General features: G+C 71.1%; 15 protein-coding genes and 1 pseudogene. 10 read left to right on the forward strand and 6 right to left on the reverse strand.

Going from position 1 to position 17,144, the window contains the following annotated elements:
- Positions 1-42 precede the first annotated feature (42 nt).
- The 3 genes and pseudogenes from ACFYY6_RS29865 to ACFYY6_RS29875 all read right to left on the reverse strand — a co-directional run.
- Positions 43-555, reverse strand: a pseudogene (locus ACFYY6_RS29865) (restriction endonuclease); the annotation flags it as partial.
- 247 nt (positions 556-802) lie between these two features.
- Positions 803-1,522, reverse strand: a complete 720-nt coding sequence (locus ACFYY6_RS29870) for an MBL fold metallo-hydrolase (protein ID WP_388968718.1) — start codon at positions 1,520-1,522, stop codon at positions 803-805.
- A 217-nt stretch (positions 1,523-1,739) separates the two neighbouring features.
- Complete coding sequence (locus ACFYY6_RS29875) at positions 1,740-2,309, reverse strand: helix-turn-helix domain-containing protein (protein ID WP_388651986.1); 570 nt, start codon at positions 2,307-2,309, stop codon at positions 1,740-1,742.
- A 242-nt stretch (positions 2,310-2,551) separates the two neighbouring features.
- Here ACFYY6_RS29875 and ACFYY6_RS29880 point away from each other — a divergent pair, with 242 nt between their 5' ends.
- Both ACFYY6_RS29880 and ACFYY6_RS29885 read left to right on the forward strand, forming a co-directional pair.
- Entirely contained in the window at positions 2,552-3,712 is a 1,161-nt protein-coding gene (locus tag ACFYY6_RS29880) for a pyridoxal phosphate-dependent aminotransferase (protein ID WP_389196537.1), read from the forward strand.
- A gap of 209 nt (positions 3,713-3,921) precedes the next feature.
- Positions 3,922-4,803: an SDR family oxidoreductase gene (locus ACFYY6_RS29885; protein ID WP_351634738.1), complete on the forward strand. Its 882-nt coding sequence runs from the start codon at positions 3,922-3,924 to the stop codon at positions 4,801-4,803.
- A gap of 187 nt (positions 4,804-4,990) precedes the next feature.
- On the opposite strand, the gene ACFYY6_RS29890 is transcribed toward ACFYY6_RS29885, so the two are convergent.
- The 3 genes from ACFYY6_RS29890 to ACFYY6_RS29900 form a co-directional block, all read right to left on the reverse strand.
- Positions 4,991-5,182, reverse strand: coding sequence for a ferredoxin (locus ACFYY6_RS29890; protein WP_351634736.1), 192 nt, complete (start codon positions 5,180-5,182; stop codon positions 4,991-4,993).
- Between the two features lie 26 nt (positions 5,183-5,208).
- Entirely contained in the window at positions 5,209-6,444 is a 1,236-nt protein-coding gene (locus ACFYY6_RS29895; RefSeq protein ID WP_389196539.1) for a cytochrome P450, read from the reverse strand.
- Between the two features lie 190 nt (positions 6,445-6,634).
- Positions 6,635-7,867 carry a cytochrome P450 gene (locus tag ACFYY6_RS29900; protein WP_351522952.1) on the reverse strand — a complete coding sequence of 411 codons (1,233 nt, stop codon included), beginning with the start codon at positions 7,865-7,867 and terminating at the stop codon, positions 6,635-6,637.
- Between the two features lie 476 nt (positions 7,868-8,343).
- On the opposite strand from ACFYY6_RS29900, the gene ACFYY6_RS29905 reads away from it, so the two are divergent.
- The 8 genes from ACFYY6_RS29905 to ACFYY6_RS29940 all read left to right on the forward strand — a co-directional run bounded on the left by ACFYY6_RS29905 (position 8,344) and on the right by ACFYY6_RS29940 (position 17,082).
- Entirely contained in the window at positions 8,344-9,261 is a 918-nt protein-coding gene (locus ACFYY6_RS29905) for a proline iminopeptidase-family hydrolase (protein ID WP_351522950.1), read from the forward strand.
- Positions 9,262-9,412: 151 nt separating this feature from the next.
- Positions 9,413-10,348, forward strand: coding sequence for an ACP S-malonyltransferase (locus ACFYY6_RS29910; protein WP_389196542.1), 936 nt, complete (start codon positions 9,413-9,415; stop codon positions 10,346-10,348).
- A gap of 95 nt (positions 10,349-10,443) precedes the next feature.
- On the forward strand, positions 10,444-10,695 hold the full coding sequence (locus ACFYY6_RS29915) for a phosphopantetheine-binding protein (RefSeq protein WP_351522947.1): 252 nt from the start codon (positions 10,444-10,446) through the stop codon (positions 10,693-10,695).
- 34 nt (positions 10,696-10,729) lie between these two features.
- The gene (locus tag ACFYY6_RS29920) at positions 10,730-12,337 is read left to right on the forward strand and encodes an AMP-binding protein (protein ID WP_351522958.1); all 1,608 of its coding nucleotides are present in this window, start codon (positions 10,730-10,732) and stop codon (positions 12,335-12,337) included.
- A 128-nt stretch (positions 12,338-12,465) separates the two neighbouring features.
- Positions 12,466-14,004, forward strand: coding sequence for an AMP-binding protein (locus ACFYY6_RS29925; protein ID WP_351634726.1), 1,539 nt, complete (start codon positions 12,466-12,468; stop codon positions 14,002-14,004).
- Complete coding sequence (locus ACFYY6_RS29930; RefSeq protein ID WP_351634724.1) at positions 14,001-15,320, forward strand: type III PLP-dependent enzyme; 1,320 nt, start codon at positions 14,001-14,003, stop codon at positions 15,318-15,320. Before ACFYY6_RS29925 ends, ACFYY6_RS29930 begins: the two co-directional genes overlap by 4 nt.
- The gene (locus ACFYY6_RS29935) at positions 15,320-15,769 is read left to right on the forward strand and encodes a cobalamin-dependent protein (protein WP_351634721.1); all 450 of its coding nucleotides are present in this window, start codon (positions 15,320-15,322) and stop codon (positions 15,767-15,769) included. Before ACFYY6_RS29930 ends, ACFYY6_RS29935 begins: the two co-directional genes overlap by 1 nt.
- Positions 15,766-17,082, forward strand: a complete 1,317-nt coding sequence (locus tag ACFYY6_RS29940) for a methylaspartate mutase (protein ID WP_351634719.1) — start codon at positions 15,766-15,768, stop codon at positions 17,080-17,082. Before ACFYY6_RS29935 ends, ACFYY6_RS29940 begins: the two co-directional genes overlap by 4 nt.
- The last annotated feature ends 62 nt before the right edge of the window (positions 17,083-17,144 follow it).

Here is a 17,144-nt window from a genome sequence, read left to right on the forward strand (position 1 = left end):
CGGGGCCGGGCCGGCCACCCCGGAGCGGTGCCTCCGCCTGCGTCAGGACGACGGCCTGGGGGCTCGGGGAGAGGGCACGGCGTGCAGCAGTTCCCACAGGGGGCGGTGTCCGTCGGCCCATGTGGCCAGCGTCGCTCGGTCCACCAGGTGCAGGCGCTGAGATCTGGCGAAGTCCAGGGCCGGTCCGGAGAAGCGGCCGTTGGTGACCAGGACGATGACATCGCCCTTGTGCACGGGCCGGCCCGTGCCGTTGAGAACCTGCAGATCAGGTGTTCCGACGGCGGCCCCGGCCAGTCCGGCGCGGCGGTGCTTGCACTGGATGACCCAGCGCCGCCCGTAGGGGTCGGTGGCCTTGACGTCGGCGCCGTTGTCCCCGGCGCCACCCACCTGTACCGCGTCGGTGCAGCCGTCGCGGTACATCAGATCGCGTATCGCGAACTCGAAGCCGCGGTGGTGCAGTTGGTCGATGTGCGCCATCGAGTGGCGCAGGGCGCGGGCCTCCGCCAGGCGTTGTCCGATGCGTTGGTTCCGTCGGTGACACCACAGGACGGCCCCCGCGGCGAACTTCGCATTTCACCGCAAGGCCATGAAGTGGTCACCCAGTGACAAAAGGTCAATCATGGTTTGTTGCATGCTTTTCCCGCGCGCCGGGTTGACGGTGGGGCACTCTCCGGGAAGTGGCGGCCGGGGGCGATCCGGATTCCGGGCGCGGATCGGGGACCTACGGGTCGGGGAACCTCTGGGTTGCGGAACCTCGGGGGTGCCGACGCCCGGAGGTTCCGCAATCACCGGTGGATGCGTCTCACACCCAGTCGTTCTCCGGAGTGGCCGCCCGAAGTACCGCGCCGGCGTTCTCCAGCAACGGCAGGCCATGGGGTACGCACACCTTCTCCACGTCCAGCGCGGCCATCCGCCGGAACGAGGCGATGGCCTGCTGCCGGTCCAGGTTGAACGGACCGAGGATCGCCCGTCCGTCCTGGGTGGCGATGGTGTCACCCGAGAACAGCACGCTGCTTTCCGTGAAATGGAGCGCGATGCTTCCCGAAGTGTGGCCCGGCACGTGCAGAACGCGAACGGGCTCCGGCCAGCCGTCGAGTGTGTCGCCGTCCCGCAGTTCGACGTCCACCGGCACATGCTTCAGAGGCGGTACTTCCGCGTCGGCGAATCCCGCCATGATCTGTTCGTGGAGCGCGTGTTCCGAGGCGGTGTGCACGGCCTCGGGCTCGGGGGCGGTGCCGCGGATGAACGGGGCGTCCAGCGCTCCGGCCAGTACACGGGCACCCGTGGCGGCGACGAGGTCCGCGGCCGAGCCCATGTGGTCCACGTGCGAGTGGGTCAGAACGATCTGCCGGACGTCCTGGGGGCGTCCACCGAGCTGATCGAGGGCGGCGAGCACCGCCGGGGCGGACCCCGGCACGCCGGTATCGATCAGGGCGTATCCGTCCAGCAGACGCACGAAGTGAACATGCCCAACGGGAAGTGGCAATTGCCAAATAGAGGGAGTGATCTGGATGAGTTCCATGCCGTCACGCTAATCCGTGACGGAGGAACGTTCTGTCGTTTTGCGCTGCGGGTGAATTCTGCGCAGCGTGAACGGCCCGGACTTGAAAAACCCTGGAAAAGGGTGGCCCGCCGGTACCTCGGGCACACCGAGGCGTCCCGTCGCCGTTCCGACGACTGAGGGCGTGGGAGCGGGCCCGCCGCCGGACGGCCGTTGGACCGACCGCCGAACGACGGTCTCACTCCACGGACCCGTGCTTCCCGTCGGCGGCGTGTGCCGGGTGACGAACGATCAGGATCGCCTCGACGTCTCCGGAAGGAGCGCAGTAAAGATGGGCTACGTCGGCGGCCCACTCGACGTGATCCCCCGGGCCCGCAACGAGCGGACCGGAGACCTCGCCGACGCGTGCGGTGCCATGCAGGACGGTGAGGTGTTCTCTGGTGCCGGGTGCGTGTGCGGCCGAAGTCTGAACCGCTCCGGCGCGGATCCTCGCCCGGTACACCTCCGTGACCGCGGCGGCGTCCTCGAACCGTTCGATGAGCACGGCGCTCACGGCGCGGCCCGAGATCTCGGCCCGCTCCGCGGTGGAGGGCGGGGTGGAGGAGGGGGGCAGGATCGCGCTGAGGGGAGCGTCGAGCGCGGTCGTCAGCGCGTACAGGGTCTCCAGCGTGGGATTGCGCCGCCCGTTCTCCAGCTCCGAGAGCGTCCCCTTGCCGACCTTGGACCGTCGCGCCAGTTCGGAGAGCGACACCCGCCGCTCGACGCGCAGTTCCTTCAACCGGCGGCCCACCTGTCCGGCCAGGTCCATGGCCCCTCCCCGCTCCCGCTGTCCGATCGAGGCCCCTTTGACGCGTGCCTCCCGCAGGAGCTATTGTTCCATGAACAGAACGTTCTGTTTATGGAACGCGATGGTGTTGCGGTCGGCCGTGGTGGCCGCGTCTTTCGGCCTCGCGCCCCGCCCTCCTCCTCGCCCTTCCTTCTTCTTCCTCGTCCTTCGTCCTTTCTTTCACCCTTCTTTTCCCGCTCGAAGAGTTCTGTGAGGTGGTCCCCATGAGCGTGTCGCGCCTGCGGCACATCCCCGGCATCGGAGTCAACGAGATCGGCGACGCCGCTGACGCCGCGCACGATCCCGAGCTGCTGCGCCTGGAGAACCTCGACACGGACATCAGGCCGCCCCGGGTCGCCCTCGACGTCACGCGCTCCGCGATCGACGACGACGCCGCGAACAGCTATCTGCCGTTCCAGGGCCACACCGCGCTGCGGGACGCGGCCGCCGCGCACGTCGGCCGGATCGCCGGTCACACCTACGATCCGGCGACGGACTGCGTGAGTGTCGCGGGGGGCCTCAACGGGGTGCTCAACGTGCTGCTGGCCGTTGTCGAACCCGGACAGGAGGTCGTCGTCTGCGACCCCATCTACGCCGGACTGATCAACCGGATCCGCCTCGTCGGCGGCGTCCCCCGGCACGTGCGCTGCACGCCCGGCCCGAACGGATGGACCACCGACCCCGACGAGCTCGCCGCGGCCGTCGGGCCGAACACCGCCGCGGTCCTCGTCATGTCCCCCGCCATGCCCACCGGCGCCGTGCTCGACCGCGCCCACTGGGACGCGCTCGCTACCGCGACCGCCGAGTACGACTGCTGGATCATCCACGACGCCGCGATGGAACGCATCCGGTTCGACGGGCGGGCTCCCGAGCACCCGGCGAGCCATCCCGGTCTGACCGATCGCACGATCACCGTGGGCTCGGCGTCGAAGGAACTGCGCCTCATCGGCTGGCGAGTCGGCTGGGTCGTCGGTCCGCCGCGCATCATGGCGGACGTCAACCTGGTCGGAATGACGAACGTCGTCTGCCAGGTCGGCATCGCCCAGCAGGCGGTCGCCGCGGCCCTGAACTCCCCGGACGCGGACGCCGATGTCGCCGCGGCCACCCGGACCTGGCAGCAGCGCGGCGATCTCGTCCTTCGGCAACTGGCCGACTACTCGTGCGTCCGCCCCGACGGCGGCTGGTCCCTCCTTGTCGACACCGCCGCCCTCGGCCTGACCCCGGCACAGGCGTCCGACCGCCTCTTCCGACTCGGGAAGGTCGCCGCGACCCCGATGACCGGATGGGGCCCGCAGGGCGCGAACCACCTGCGGCTGGTCTTCGCCAACGAACCCGTCGAACGCCTCACCGACCTGCGCGACCGCTTCCGCGCCGCCTTCGGCTGAGCGCGCGCCCGGCCGGGCACCGTGCGGGACCGTGGGCGGGGGACTGGGGAGGCCGTGGGCAGGGGAACGAGCGGGGGAACGGGCAGGGGTAGGGGGCCGTAGGGGCTGAAGGTGCCAGGGCGCGTCCGTAGGCTTCCCACCGCCTTCCTCCCCTTACTCGCGCGGGGACAACCGGATCCCCTACACCCCGGAAAGCGGTCGGTACGGACATGACATCCGTCCTCATCACTGGTTGCAGCAGCGGCATCGGCCTGGAGACCGCGCTGGCGTTCGCCCGCAGGGGAGACCGCGTCCACGCCTGCGTACGCGATCCGGCGACCGCCGACGAACTGTTCCGGCGCGCCCGGGCCGAAGACCTCGTCCTCGACGTGCCCCGGCTGGACGTCACCGACGACGCCTCCGTCATCGCCGCGGTCACCGAGGTGCAGGAACGGCACGGTCCTGTCGACGTGCTCGTCAACAACGCGGGCGTCGACCGCACCGGCCCCGTCGAGACCATGCCGCTCGACGAGGCACGCACGCTGATGGAGACCAACCTCTGGGGCCCGCTGCGCACCGTGCGCGCGGTGCTGCCCGCCATGCGTGCCCGCCGCAGCGGCGTCGTCGTCAACGTCTCCTCCCTCGCGGGTCGGACGTTCGCCGTGCCGCACGGCGGGTTCTACGCCGCCGGCAAGGCCGCCCTCGGCGCCCTCAGCGAGGCCCTGTCGGCGGAGGTACGCCCCTTCGGCATCCGCGTGGTGTGCCTCGAACCCGGCAGCTTCGCCTCCCGCATCCATCGCGACACCGTGGGCCGGGCCGCCCTGCCGGAGCCGTACGAGGCCGGCCCGTACGCCGCGGACCAGGCATGGATCGCGCGGTTCCTCACCGGTGTTCAGGAAGGCGCCGGGGACTGCGGCGAGGTGGCCGAGGCGATCCTCGCGGCCGTCGACGACCCCGACACACCGCTGCACACCCCTGTTGGCAAGGACGCGGAGACGGCCCTGCGGTACCTGGCGAACACCACGTACGAACAGTGGCTGCCGCTCTTCCTCGAACAGGCCGAGTCCCTCGCCGGACCGCGCCCTGCCGAGCGAGACCAGCCAGGCGGGTGACCGGCCGTCGGCTTCGGGCAGGCGGATGACGGCGGGATCCGTCCGCGGGGCCGCGGTCCTCTCGCGGAAGCGTGCCGGCGGTCAGGAAGAAGGACACGGCGTAGGTGAAGCGCCCGGTACGTACGGCCTCGTCGCACCGGGCCACGAAACGGTCCGCATCCGAGGGCCGGCCCCGGCCGCGGCTCGGTCAGTCGTGGATCTGGATGGAGCGCGACGGGCACAGGTCCGCCGCGCGGCGGACGCTGCCGTGCAGCGCTGCCACCGGCTTCTCCTGGAGGACGAGGACGAGGCCGTCGTCGTCCTGGTCGAAGACCTCGGGGCTGAGCAACGCGCACTGGCCGGAGCCAACGCACCGGTCGTAGTCGGTGGTCACACGCATGGCAGGGAATCCGATCGGATCGGCCGTCACCAGGTGACGGGCAGCTCGTAGACGCCGTAGACCATGGCGTCGTCCTTGAAGCGCAGTTCCTCCGGAGCCACGGCCAGCCGGAGACCGGGGACACGGCGCAGCAGGGTGCCGTACACGATCTCCAGCTCCGCGCGGGCCAGGTTCGCCCCCATGCACTGGTGGATCCCGTATCCGAAGGCGAGGTGGCTGCGCGCCTCCTGGCGGCGGAGGTCGAGGGTGCCGGGGTCGGGGAAGACGGCCTCGTCGTGGTCGGCGGCGTTGTTCAGCGCGAGGATGCCTTCACCGGCGCGGATGGTGACCCCGCCCACCTCGATGTCCTCGACTGCGACCCGCGCGGTGCCGGAGTCGGAGATGGAGAACACCCGCAGCAGCTCCTCGACCGCGTTGGGCAGCAGTGCGGGGTCCGACCGCAGCTCGGCCAGGCGGTCCGGGTGCTCCAGCAGCGCCAGCACACCGAGGGCGATCATGTTGGCCGTCGTCTCGTGACCGCCCACCAGCATCATGCGCGCCATGGTCACCACATCGACGTGATCGGCGACCTGCTCGGTGCGGTTCTTGTCCAGGAACCGGCTGATCAGGTCGTCGCCGGGCTCGGTCTCCTTGAGGGTGACGAGCTTGTCGAGGTACGCGTCCAGGGCCTGCACGGAGGCCCCGTACTCCTCCGGGCTGAGATCGTGGTTCATCATTGCCGCGGACCACGCCTCGAACTGGGCATGGTCCTCGTAGGGGACGCCCAGCAGTTCGCAGATGGTCAGGGACGGAACCGGCAGGGCCAGGGCCGTGACCAGGTCCACCGGGCCGTCGGAGGCCAGCATGGCGTCGATGCGTTCGTCGACGATCTCCTGGATGCGCGGGCGCATCTCCTTCACTCGGCGCGCGGTGAACTCCGGTATCAGCATGCGTCGTTGCGCGGTGTGGTCCGGCGGGTCCATGGACAACAGCATCAGCCGGACGTGCGCCAGCATCTCCTCGGAGATGTGGAACTGGTGCGGGTAGCCGGGCCGTTTCAAGTTGGAACTCACCCGCGGGTCCCCGAGTACCTGACGGACGTGTTCATGTCGGGTGACCAGCCAGGTCGGCTTGCCGTTCACCTTCAGCTCGGCGCGCGACACCGGCTCGTCCGCGCGCAGTCCGGCGTACTCGGGCGGCTCGCTGAACGGACAGGTGCGCCGCATCGGGAAACGGGGATACGACGACGCGGTCTCGGGCGCCGGGTCGGCGGACTGGGTCATGGCTGCCTCTCGGACGGGCGGGCTGACGGACTGCTGGGCGGTCGGACTACGGGCGCACGGGCTGGCGGGCCGAGGGGCCGACGGGCCGACGGTCGAGGGGCTGACGGACGACGGTCGGTTGGTAGGGGAGGAAGCGGGCGGATGGTTCAGCGGTGGGGAGAGGTGCGTGTGGCGGTGCGGTCCGCCGCCGTCACCAGGTGACGGGCAGCTCGTACAGGCCGTAGACCATGGCGTCGTCCTTGAACCGCAGCTTCTCGGCCGGCGCGGCCAGTCGTAGTGTCGGTATCCGTCGCAGCAGCGTGGAGTAGACGACGTCGAGTTCCATCCGGGCCAGGTTCTGGCCGACGCACTGGTGGACGCCGTAACCGAAGGCCACATGGCTGCGCGCCTCGCGGCGGACGTTCAGTCGGTCCGGGTCGGGGAAGACCCGCTCGTCGTGGTTGGCGGCGTTGTTCAGCGGCAGGATGCCGTCGCCTGTGCGGATGGTGACTCCGCCCAGTTCGATGTCCTCCATGGCCACGCGCGCCGTGCCCGCGTCGGAGATGGAGAAGAAGCGCAGCAGCTCCTCCACGGCACGCGGCATCAGCTCCGGATCCTCGCGCACGGCGGCGAGCTGTTCCGGGTGCTCCAGGAGGGCCAGGACGCCCAGCGCGATCATGTTGGCGGTGGTCTCGTGACCGGTCACCAGCATCAGCTTGGACATGCTGACGATGTCGGAGTGCTCCACCGCCGGGGTCTGCCGGTTGAACGCGATCAGCCGGCTGATCATGTCGTCGCCCGGCTCGCTCTCCTTCGCGGTGACCAGACCGTCGACGTAATGGTCCAGCTCGTAGTGGGCGAGGCCCCGGTCCTCGTCGCTGACCTCGTGGTTCATGATGGCCCAGGCCCACTTCTCGAACCGGGCGTGGTCCTCGTACGGCACGCCGAGCAGTTCGCAGATCACCAGGGACGGAACCGGCAGCGCGAGGGCGGTGACGAGGTCCACCGGGCCGCCGGTTCCCTTGGCGAGCATCTCGTCGATCTGCTGGTCCACGATCTGCTGCACCCGGGCGCGCAGCTCGCGCATTCGACGGACGCTGAACTCCGGTGCCAGCATGCGGCGTTGGACCGTGTGATCGGGAGGGTCCATGGAGAGGAAGGTGAGCGGGACCGACTGGAGCGTCTCCTCCGGCACCGGCACCTGGAGGGGATAGCCCGGCAGTTTCAGGTTGGCGCTCACCCGCGAGTCGCCGAGCAGGCTCTTGTACAGGTCGTGCCGGGTGACCAGCCAGGTCCGCTTGCCGTCGACCTTCAGCCGCGCCCGGGAGACCGGCTCTTTCTCGCGCAGCTCGGCGTAGGCGGGGGGAGGGCTGAAGGGGCAGCCCCGCCGCATCGGAAACTCCGGGGTGGCGTCCTCGTCGGCCGCTTCGGCAGGTGCAGTCATGATGTCCTCTTCACGCGGGAGGGAGTGCGGCACGCCGACACCGCGGGAAGGGCTCCGGGCTCGGCGCCGGTGCGGCGCGGTCGGCCGTCCCCCGCACGCTAGGCAGCGTGGCCGGGGGTGGCCCACCCCTAGGCGCCCCTAAGGGCGGTCCGAAATCCGTGGCGTATCGGCGAACGGCGTCCGGCGCGGTGCATCGCGAGGCGGAGGGGCGTCCTCGTACGGAGCGTACGTGGACGGTCCCGACAACGCGGCGAGGTGCCGTGCCGGGCGTCGCGAGCCGGTGAACCCTTCCGGTCGCAGCACTAGGGGCGGTTAGGGGTCCGTCGGACGCCGGGGCTGCGGCTAGCGTCGGCAGCGGACCACGGCGGAAGCACGGTCGTCCGGCGCCCGCGCCTGGCGCTCCGCGCTCCGCGGTCCGGCCCGACCCCCGTGAGCGGACGGCCGCCGTGCCCCGTAGCCGAGCAGAGGTGATCAGCGTGTCCCCGGAACCCAGCGCGAAGGGGCTCGTCCCCAGCGCCAAGGGCACCATTCCCTTCGGGGAGTACCGGACCTGGTACCGGGTGACCGGCGACATCGGCGCGGGGCGTCCGGCGGTCGTCGTCGTGCACGGCGGGCCCGGCAGCACACACGACTACCTGCTGCCGCTGGCCCGCCTCGCCGAGGACGGCTGGCCGGTCGTCCACTACGACCAGCTGGGCAACGGCGGATCGACCCATCTGCCCGGCAAGGGGGCCGAGTTCTGGACCCCCGACCTTTTCCTCGACGAACTCGCCAACCTCGTACGGGAGTTGGGTGTCGCCGACGACTACGTGCTGTTCGGGCAGTCCTGGGGCGGTCCACTGTGCGCCCGGCACGCCATGGGACGGCCGCCGGGACTGCGCGGGCTGGTCGTCGCCAACGCGCCCGCCTCGTACCCCGTCTGGCTGAAGGAGATGGCCCGGCTGCGCGCCGATCTGCCGCCGGACGTGCAGCGGGCGCTGCTGCGGCACGAGGCGGACGGCACGTACGACAGCGAGGAGTACCTGGCGGCCATGCGGGTCTTCTACGAGCGCCACGTGTGCCGGCTCACCCCGTGGCCCCGCGACTTCCTCTCCTCCTTCATGGAGATCTACAACGACCCGACCGTCTACTACGCGATGAACGGCCCCAACGAGTTCCACGTCATCGGCTCCCTGAAGGACTGGTCGATCGTCGAGGACCTGCACACCATCCGCACGCCCACACTGCTCATCAGCGGCCGTCACGACGAGGCCACCCCGGACGTCGTCCGGCCTTACCACGAGCGCGTGCCCGGAGCCCGCTGGGAGATCTTCGAGGAGTCCAGCCACCTGCCGCACCTGGAGGAACCGGAACGGTTCTTCGAGGTGGTGACCGGGTTCCTCAACGGCCTGTGACAGCTGGCCTGTGACAGCGGCCTGTGACAGCTCGGCCGGTGACAGCAGCTTGGGACAGACGGTTTGTGACATCACGTCGGAGCAACGGGCACTTCACGAGACCGGCCGCCACACGCTGCCGGCACCTGCGAAAGGGGGCGGGGACACCGCCATGGCGTACGACACCGCTCTGGTCTTCCCCGGCATGGGACCCGTCCCGTTCTCCGAGGTGGGCCGGTTCATGGTCGCCAGCCCCTATGCCCGGGAACTCGTCGCCGTCGCCGACGAGGCGCTCGGCTACTCGCTCGTGGACGCCTTCCGGTGCGCCGACGGCGACTACTCGGAGGCGGCCCAGGTCGCCTTCTTCGTGAACAGCCTGGCCTGTGCCCACTGGGCCCGCGACCACCTGGGCGTCGAACCGGACATCGTCGCCGGCCCCAGCTTCGGCGAGAAGGCCGCCCTCGCCCACACCGGGGCCCTGGAGCTGTCCGACGCCGTCCGGCTGACCGCCGGGATCGCGCGCTGCCTCGACGACTACTTCGCCGACCACCACCAGGACGTCGTCACCCTTTCCTTCGCCCGCGCCCCGCGCGAGGGACTGGACGCGATCCTCGCCGAACTCGACGACGCGGGGGAGTGGCACGAGATCTCCTGCCGCGTCGACGAAGACTTCTGGATGGTCTCCCTGGCCGAGCGGCGCGTGGAGTGGATGCGGGAACAGCTCCGCGCCATCGGCAGCCTCCCCCTGTACACCATGCGGCCCCCCATGCACGCCTCCGCGTTCGCCCCGCTGCGCGCCAGGGCGGAGCGCGAGGTGGTCTCCCGTCACACCTTCGCCGACCCGGCGCTGCCGGTCGTCGCCGACCAGGACGGCAGGCTGCTGCACACCGGTGGGGAGCTGCGCACCATGCTGCTCGACGGCTTCGACCACCCGATGGACTGGCCGAGCGTCGTCACGACACTGCGGGACGCGGGCGTGCGACGACTGTGCGTCGCCGGGCCCGACAGCCTCTTCGGCCGGGTTCCCCTCACCACCCGCACCTTCGACGTCGTCTCGGCGCATCCCCGCCTCGCGATGACGCCCCGGCGCCGCCCGCGCGCTGCCTGAACCCGCCCGGGCCCGAACGAACTTGAACGCACCTGGACGAACCCGTCCGGGCACGGCCCGTACCCGACCGAACGATCAGCAGGAGGTACACCCCCATGTGGGACGACCGGTTCGAAGAGATACTCCGCACCTTCCTGCCGTTCCTGCCCCCGCAGGAACCGCTGGCCGCCGACACCGAACTCAAGGACCTCGGCCTGGACTCCCTCGGCACGGTCCAGTTGCTGGGCACCCTGGAGGAGACGTACCAGGTGCGCTTCCTCGACAGCGCGCTGACCATGGACACCTTCCGCACCGCGGGCGTGCTGTGGGAGACCGTCGAAGGCATGCTCCAGCGCACCACGAGCTGACAGGGCGGCCACCGTGGATCCCACCGATCCCACCATGGACGGGACGCTGTCCGGACGGTTCCTGCGCGGTCTGGCCCTGGCGCCCGAGCGGCCCGCGCTGCGGATCGACGGCACCGCTGTCGCCTATCGCGAACTGCACGAACGGGCCCTGCTGCTCGCCGGATCGCTGCTCGCCGGCTTCCCCGGCCGGCCGCCCGCCGTCGGCGTGCTGGCGGGCAAGGGGCCGACGGCGTACGCGGCTTTCCTGGCCGGTCTCCACAGCGGTGCCGTCGTCGTACCCCTGCAACCGGCCTTCCCGGTCGCCCGCACCCGGCAGATGATCGAGGCGGCCGGGGTGGGAGCTCTGATCGCTGACGACGACGCCCTGCCCGCGCTGACCGCGCTGCACGAGGACGGCGTCCGGCTGCCCACCCTTTTCGCCCCGGGCGGACAGCCGATGCCGGTGATCCCCGTCGACCCCGACAGCACGCTCAAGGCGCCGATGCCCGCCCGCCCGGCGGACGTCGCCTATGTGCTGTTCACCTCGGGATCCACCGGCCGGCCCAAGGGCGTACCGGTCACCCACGCCAACACCGCGCACTACTTCGCGTTGCTCGACGAGCGCTACGACTTCGGTCCGCGGGACGTCTTCTCGCAGACCTTCGACCTCAACTTCGACTGCGCGATGTTCGACCTGTTCTGCGCCTGGGGTGCCGGGGCCACCGTCGTCCCCGTCCCCGCCCGCGCCTACGCGCACCTGCCGGAGTTCGTGGCCGAGCAGGGGCTGACCGTGTGGTTCTCCACGCCCAGCGCGATCACGCTGGTGCGGCGCACCGGCGGGCTCGCGCCCGGTGCCCTGCCGTCGCTGCGCCGGAGCTTCTTCGCGGGGGAGGCGCTCAGCCGCCGCGATGCCGAGGACTGGATGGCCGCCGCCCCCGGCACCGTGCTGGAGAACCTCTACGGGCCGACCGAACTCACCATCACCGTCAGCGCGCACCGGTGGCGGCCCGGCCGGGAGCACCCGTACGACATGGTCCCGATCGGTGATGTGCACCGGGGGCACCGTGTGCTGCTGCTGGCCGACGACGGTTCGCCGGGCGGCGGTGATTCGCCGAGTACCGACGAGCGCTCGCCGAGCATCGGCGACGAGGGCGAACTGTGCATCTCCGGACCGCAGTTGACGCCTGGATACCTCGATCCGGCCGACGACGCCGGGCGCTTCCTGGAACGGGACGGGCAGCGCTTCTACCGCACCGGCGACCGGGTCCGCCGCACCGAGCACGACGGCTGGCTCTACCTGGGCCGCCAGGACGCCCAGGCGCAGGTGCACGGTGTACGGGTGGAACTGGCCGAGGTCGACGCCGCCGTGCGCGCCTGTCCGGGCGTCGAGGACGCGGTGACCGTCGCGGTCCCCGTGGACGGTACGGCCGAACTCGCCGTCTTCCACACCGGTGCCCCCGTACCGCCCGCCCGGCTCGCCCGTCACCTGCGGGAGCTGTTGCCCGCCGCGGTCGTCCCCCGGGCCTACCACCATCTGGACGCTCTCCCGCTCAACACCAACCGCAAGACGGACCGAAGGGAGCTCACCTTTCGAGCCGAAGCCCTGCGGCGGCGGCCCGCCGGGCCTGCGAACAGAGGCGAAGGACGGCAGGAGGCGCAGTGACAGGAACGAAAGAAGCGGCGAAAGAAGCGACGGAAGAAGCGACGGAAGAAGCCACAGCCACAGGAGCGACGGGAGCAACGGGAGCGACAGAAGCGATGGAGGCGACAGGAAGGACGGCAGGAACCGCCGTGAACGGTCGAACGACAACGCGGGCTCGCACCGACGCCCTGGTGCACGACCTGCTCGACGAGGCCACCGCCGAACACCCCGACGCGACGGCGGTCGCTGACAGCGCCGGGCAGTGGACCTACCGGGAGCTCACCGCCCGGAGCCACGCCGTCGATGCCTGGCTGGGGGCACAGGGCGTGAGGCACGGCGACCGGGTTCTGGTGCAGCTGCCCAGCACCCGCGAACTCGTCGCCCTGCTGTACGGCACCGCGCGCCGGGGCGCCGTCCTCGTCCCCGTCAACACCGGCATGAAGGACTACCACCTGCGCGCGGTCGTCGAGAACGCGGAACCCTCGCTGTTGATCGTCACCGACCCCGCCGTCGACCGCGTCGCCGCGCTCGCGGACGGCATCTCCGTACGCGGCCTGGACACGACCTGGCGGGAGATCACCGAACTGCGCGAGACGGAGGCGCGCGGGGACGGCGGTCCCGTCGGCCACGAGGACATCGCTGTCCTCGTCTACACCTCGGGGTCCACCGCGGCCCCCAAGGCCGTCGTCTGCCCGCACGGCCGGATGGTCTTCGCGACCGAGGCCATCAACCTCGAACTCGGCTACCGGCCCGACGACGTGGTCTTCTGCCGCTTCCCCATCTCCTGGGACTACGGCCTCTACAAGGTGCTGCTGACCGCCGCCGGACGCAGCAGCCTCGTGCTCGCCGACGGCGAGTCCGATCTGGCGCTGCTGCGCCGCATCCGGGAGACCGGGGCCACGGTCGTCCCCATCGTGCCGTCCCTGGCCACCATGATCTGCGCGCTCGCCGAACGCGAACCGCGCCGGGAATCCACCGTCCGCATGTTCACCAACACCGGTGCCGCGCTGCCGAAGACCACCGCCGACGGGCTGCGTACGGCGTTCCCCGGCGCCGAGGTGATCACCCAGTTCGGGCAGACGGAGTGCAAACGCGTCTCCGTGCTGCCCCCCGAACACCAGGACGCCAAGCCCGAATCGGTCGGCCGCCCGCTCCCCGGCACCCGTGCCTTCGTCGTCGACGACGAAGGCACTCCGCTGCCGCCCTGGCGGACCGGGGAGATCGTCGTCGAGGGACCGCACGTCATGCCGGGCTACTGGCGCGCGCCGGAGCAGACCGCGCGTGCCTTCCGGCGTGCTCCCGACGGCGGACCACGCCTGCACACCGGCGACTTCGGGCACGTCGACGAGGACGGATTCCTGTTCTACGAGGGCCGCCGGGACGACATGTTCAAGCACAAGGGCGTCCGCATGAGCACCACCGAGATCGAGGCCGCCGCCACGGACATACCCGGCGTTCGCGCCGCCGCCGTCCTGCCGCCCGCCCCCGGCCGGGACCTCGCGGTCTTCGCCGAGGGCGACATCGACCCGCACGTCCTGCTCAGGGAGCTCTCCCTGCGACTGGAGCCCGCCAAGGTGCCCGGGGTCAGCCGTGTCGTCGACGAACTGCCGCTGACCCCGCACGGCAAGCACGACCGCAAGCGGCTCGTCCACATCCTGGAGAACCCGGAAGGAACGTCCACGCCGTGACCGGCCCCACCGAACTCGCCCGGCGCTTCGGCACCCCCGCCTACGTCTACGACCTGGACCGGGTCGCGGCGGCGCGCGACGACCTGTTCGCCGCGCTGCCCGACGAGGTCGCCGTGTTCTACGCGGCCAAGGCCAACCCGCACCCGGAGATCCTGCGCGAACTGCGCACCGGCACCGCCCGCGGGACCGACGGGTCCCACAGCACTCGGGATACCCACAGCTCTCGGGATACCCAAAGCTCTCGGGACACCCACGGCACCCGCGCCTGTCGCGCGGAGATCAGCTCCGTCGGCGAACTCGACGCCGTGCTGCGGGCCGGGTACGACGGCGGCGAGGTGCTGTACACCGGTCCGGGCAAGACCACCGGGGAACTGGCCGAGGCGATGACCCGGGGCGTGCGGATGTTCTCCGTCGAATCCCTCGGCGATCTGCGGCGCGTCGGCGAGACGGCCGTACGGCTCGGCGTCACCGCCGACTGCCTGATCCGGGTCAACAACGCGACCGGGGCGGCGGCCACCAGCATCCGCATGACCGGTGTGCCCTCGCAGTTCGGCTTCGACAGCGAGACCCTGCCCGGGCTCGCCGCCGAGCTGCGCGAGGTGCCCGGCACCACCCTGGCCGGACTCCACTTCTTCCCGCTCAGCAACGCCAAGGACGAGGCGAGCCTCGTCGCCGAGTTCCGGCACACCATCGCCACCGCCGCCGCCCTCCGGGACGCCCTCGGGGTGCCGTTCCGCTTCGTCGACATCGGCGGCGGCTTCGCCGCCCCGTACGCGGTCCAGGGACACCGCCCCGCCTACGGCGGACTGCGCGACGCCCTGACCGCCTCGCTCGACGAGCACTTCCCCGGCTGGCGCGACGGCGCCCCGCGCATCGCCTGCGAGTCGGGCCGCTACCTGGTCGCCGACAGCGGCACCCTGCTCACCACCGTCGTCAACGTCAAGGACAGCCGGGGTACCCGCTACGCCGTCCTCGACGCAGGCATCAACACCTTCGGCGGGATGTCCGGCCTCGGCCGCATCCTGCCGGTCTCCGTCGAACCGCACGAGTCCGTCGGCACCGACGGCACCCCGGCCCACCTCGCCGGACCGCTGTGCACCCCCGGCGATCTGCTCGGCCGGGCCGTGCCGCTGCCCGACCCGGCCCCCGGGGACCTGCTGACCGTCCCCAACGCCGGTTCCTACGGACCCACCGCCAGCCTGCTGATGTTCCTCGGCAGGCCCGCTCCCGCCGAGATCGTCGTCCGTGGCGACGACCTCGTCTCCGTCTCCCGTATCCAGCACATCCGAACCTATGAACACGGACAGGCCCTGTGATGAGTGACGTCCCCACCCCCGCCCCCGGCGACCGGCCCGTGCTCGTGGCCGGTGGCATCTCCGACTCGCACACCTGGAACCTGGTCTACCTCCAGCTCCTGATCGAGGAGCACGGCCACCGTGTGATCAACCTCGGCCCCTGCGTGCCCGAGGACCTGCTGATCCGCGAGGCCGTGGCCCACGACCCCGCCCTCGTCGTGATCAGCAGCGTCAACGGGCACGGCTACCACGACGGCATGCGTACCGTCACCCGGCTGCGCGAGCACCCCGCGCTCGCCGCCGTACCCGTCGTCATCGGCGGCAAGCTCGGCATCGCCGGACCCTGCGACGAGGCGGAGACGACCGCGCTGCGCGCCGCCGGCTACGACGCGGTCTTCGACGACAGCGCCGAAGGCGTCACCGACTTCCGGGAAATGCTCGACGCGCTGCCCCAGCGGGCCCTGGTGTGACCGCTGCCTCGGCGGGCCCCGATGCGCCCGGCGCCGGGTTCGGCGCGTTCGTGCGCCGGGCCCACGACGCCGGACGGCTGGTGGTACAGCCCCGGATGGGCATGAGCGACCCGGACCGGATGCGGGCCGGGCTGCTCGCCACCCGGGACGCCGACGCCACGACCGTCGGCACGCTCACCCTGGACAGCTACACCCGGGTCGGCGACCTGGAGTCGGCGCAGCTCGCCGTCCTCGAAGGGGCCGATCTCAACGGCTATCCGCTGGCCAGCCACGAGACCACCACCACCCGCCGGGTCCTCGACGGGATCCACGGCCCCGCCTTTCCGGTGCAGGTACGGCACGGCTCGGCGGCACCCCAGCACATCTTCCGGGCACTGATGGCCGTGGGACTCGACGCGTCGGAGGGCGGGCCGGTCTCCTACTGCCTGCCGTACGGCAGGGTCCCGTTGCGCGAGTCCGTCGCCCACTGGTCCGAGTCCTGCGAACTGCTCGCCACCCTGCGCGCGGCGAGCGGCGCGGAACCGCATCTGGAGACCTTCGGCGGCTGCATGCTGGGCCAGCTCTGCCCGTCCGGGCTCCTCGTGGCGATCAGCGTGCTGGAGGCGCTGTTCTTCCGACGACACGGAATCCGGAGCATTTCCGTGAGCTACGCCCAGCAGACGCATCCGCGTCAGGACGCCGAGGCGGTGGCCGCGCTGCGCAGCCTGTGCGCGCGGTTCCTCCCGGACACCGAATGGCACGTCGTCGTCTACGCCTACATGGGACTGTTCCCGCAGACGGAGCACGGGGCCCGCCGACTGCTCGCCGAAGCCGCCGCACTGGCCGTCGCGAGCGGCTCGGAACGCCTCATCGTGAAGACCGTCGCGGAATCCCGGCGCATCCCGACGGTGGCGGAGAACGTCGCCGCCCTGGAACACGCGGCCGACGCCGCCGCGCGCACCGCCCGCGCCCCGCTGGACGGCACCGCGACGGAGACGTACGCCGAGGCGTACGCGCTGGTCGACGCGGTGCTCAACCTGGACGACGACCCCGGCGCCGCACTTCTGAAGGCGTTCGCCGAAGGCCGGTTGGACGTCCCCTACTGCCTGCACCCGGACAACGCCGGACGCAGCAGGAGCTACATCGCGGCGGACGGCCGGCTGCGCTGGGCGGATGTCGGGAGGATGCCGCTGACCGGTGTCGCCGACGTGCGTCCGGCACACGCCGTCACCGCCGCGGAACTCCTCGACTCCCTGTCCTACGTGAGGCGTTCATTCGACCTCCAAGTCCCCTTGAAAGCAGGTCGAACGACTCCACCCCCTAGGGGTGCTTAAGGGTACGGCCCCTCCGGGGGCGTCATTACGGTGAGGAAAAAGGCGGAGAACGGTGACGACGT

Source organism: Streptomyces sp. NPDC001750 (genome assembly GCF_042892615.1).
Classification (GTDB): Bacteria; Actinomycetota; Actinomycetes; order Streptomycetales; family Streptomycetaceae; genus Streptomyces.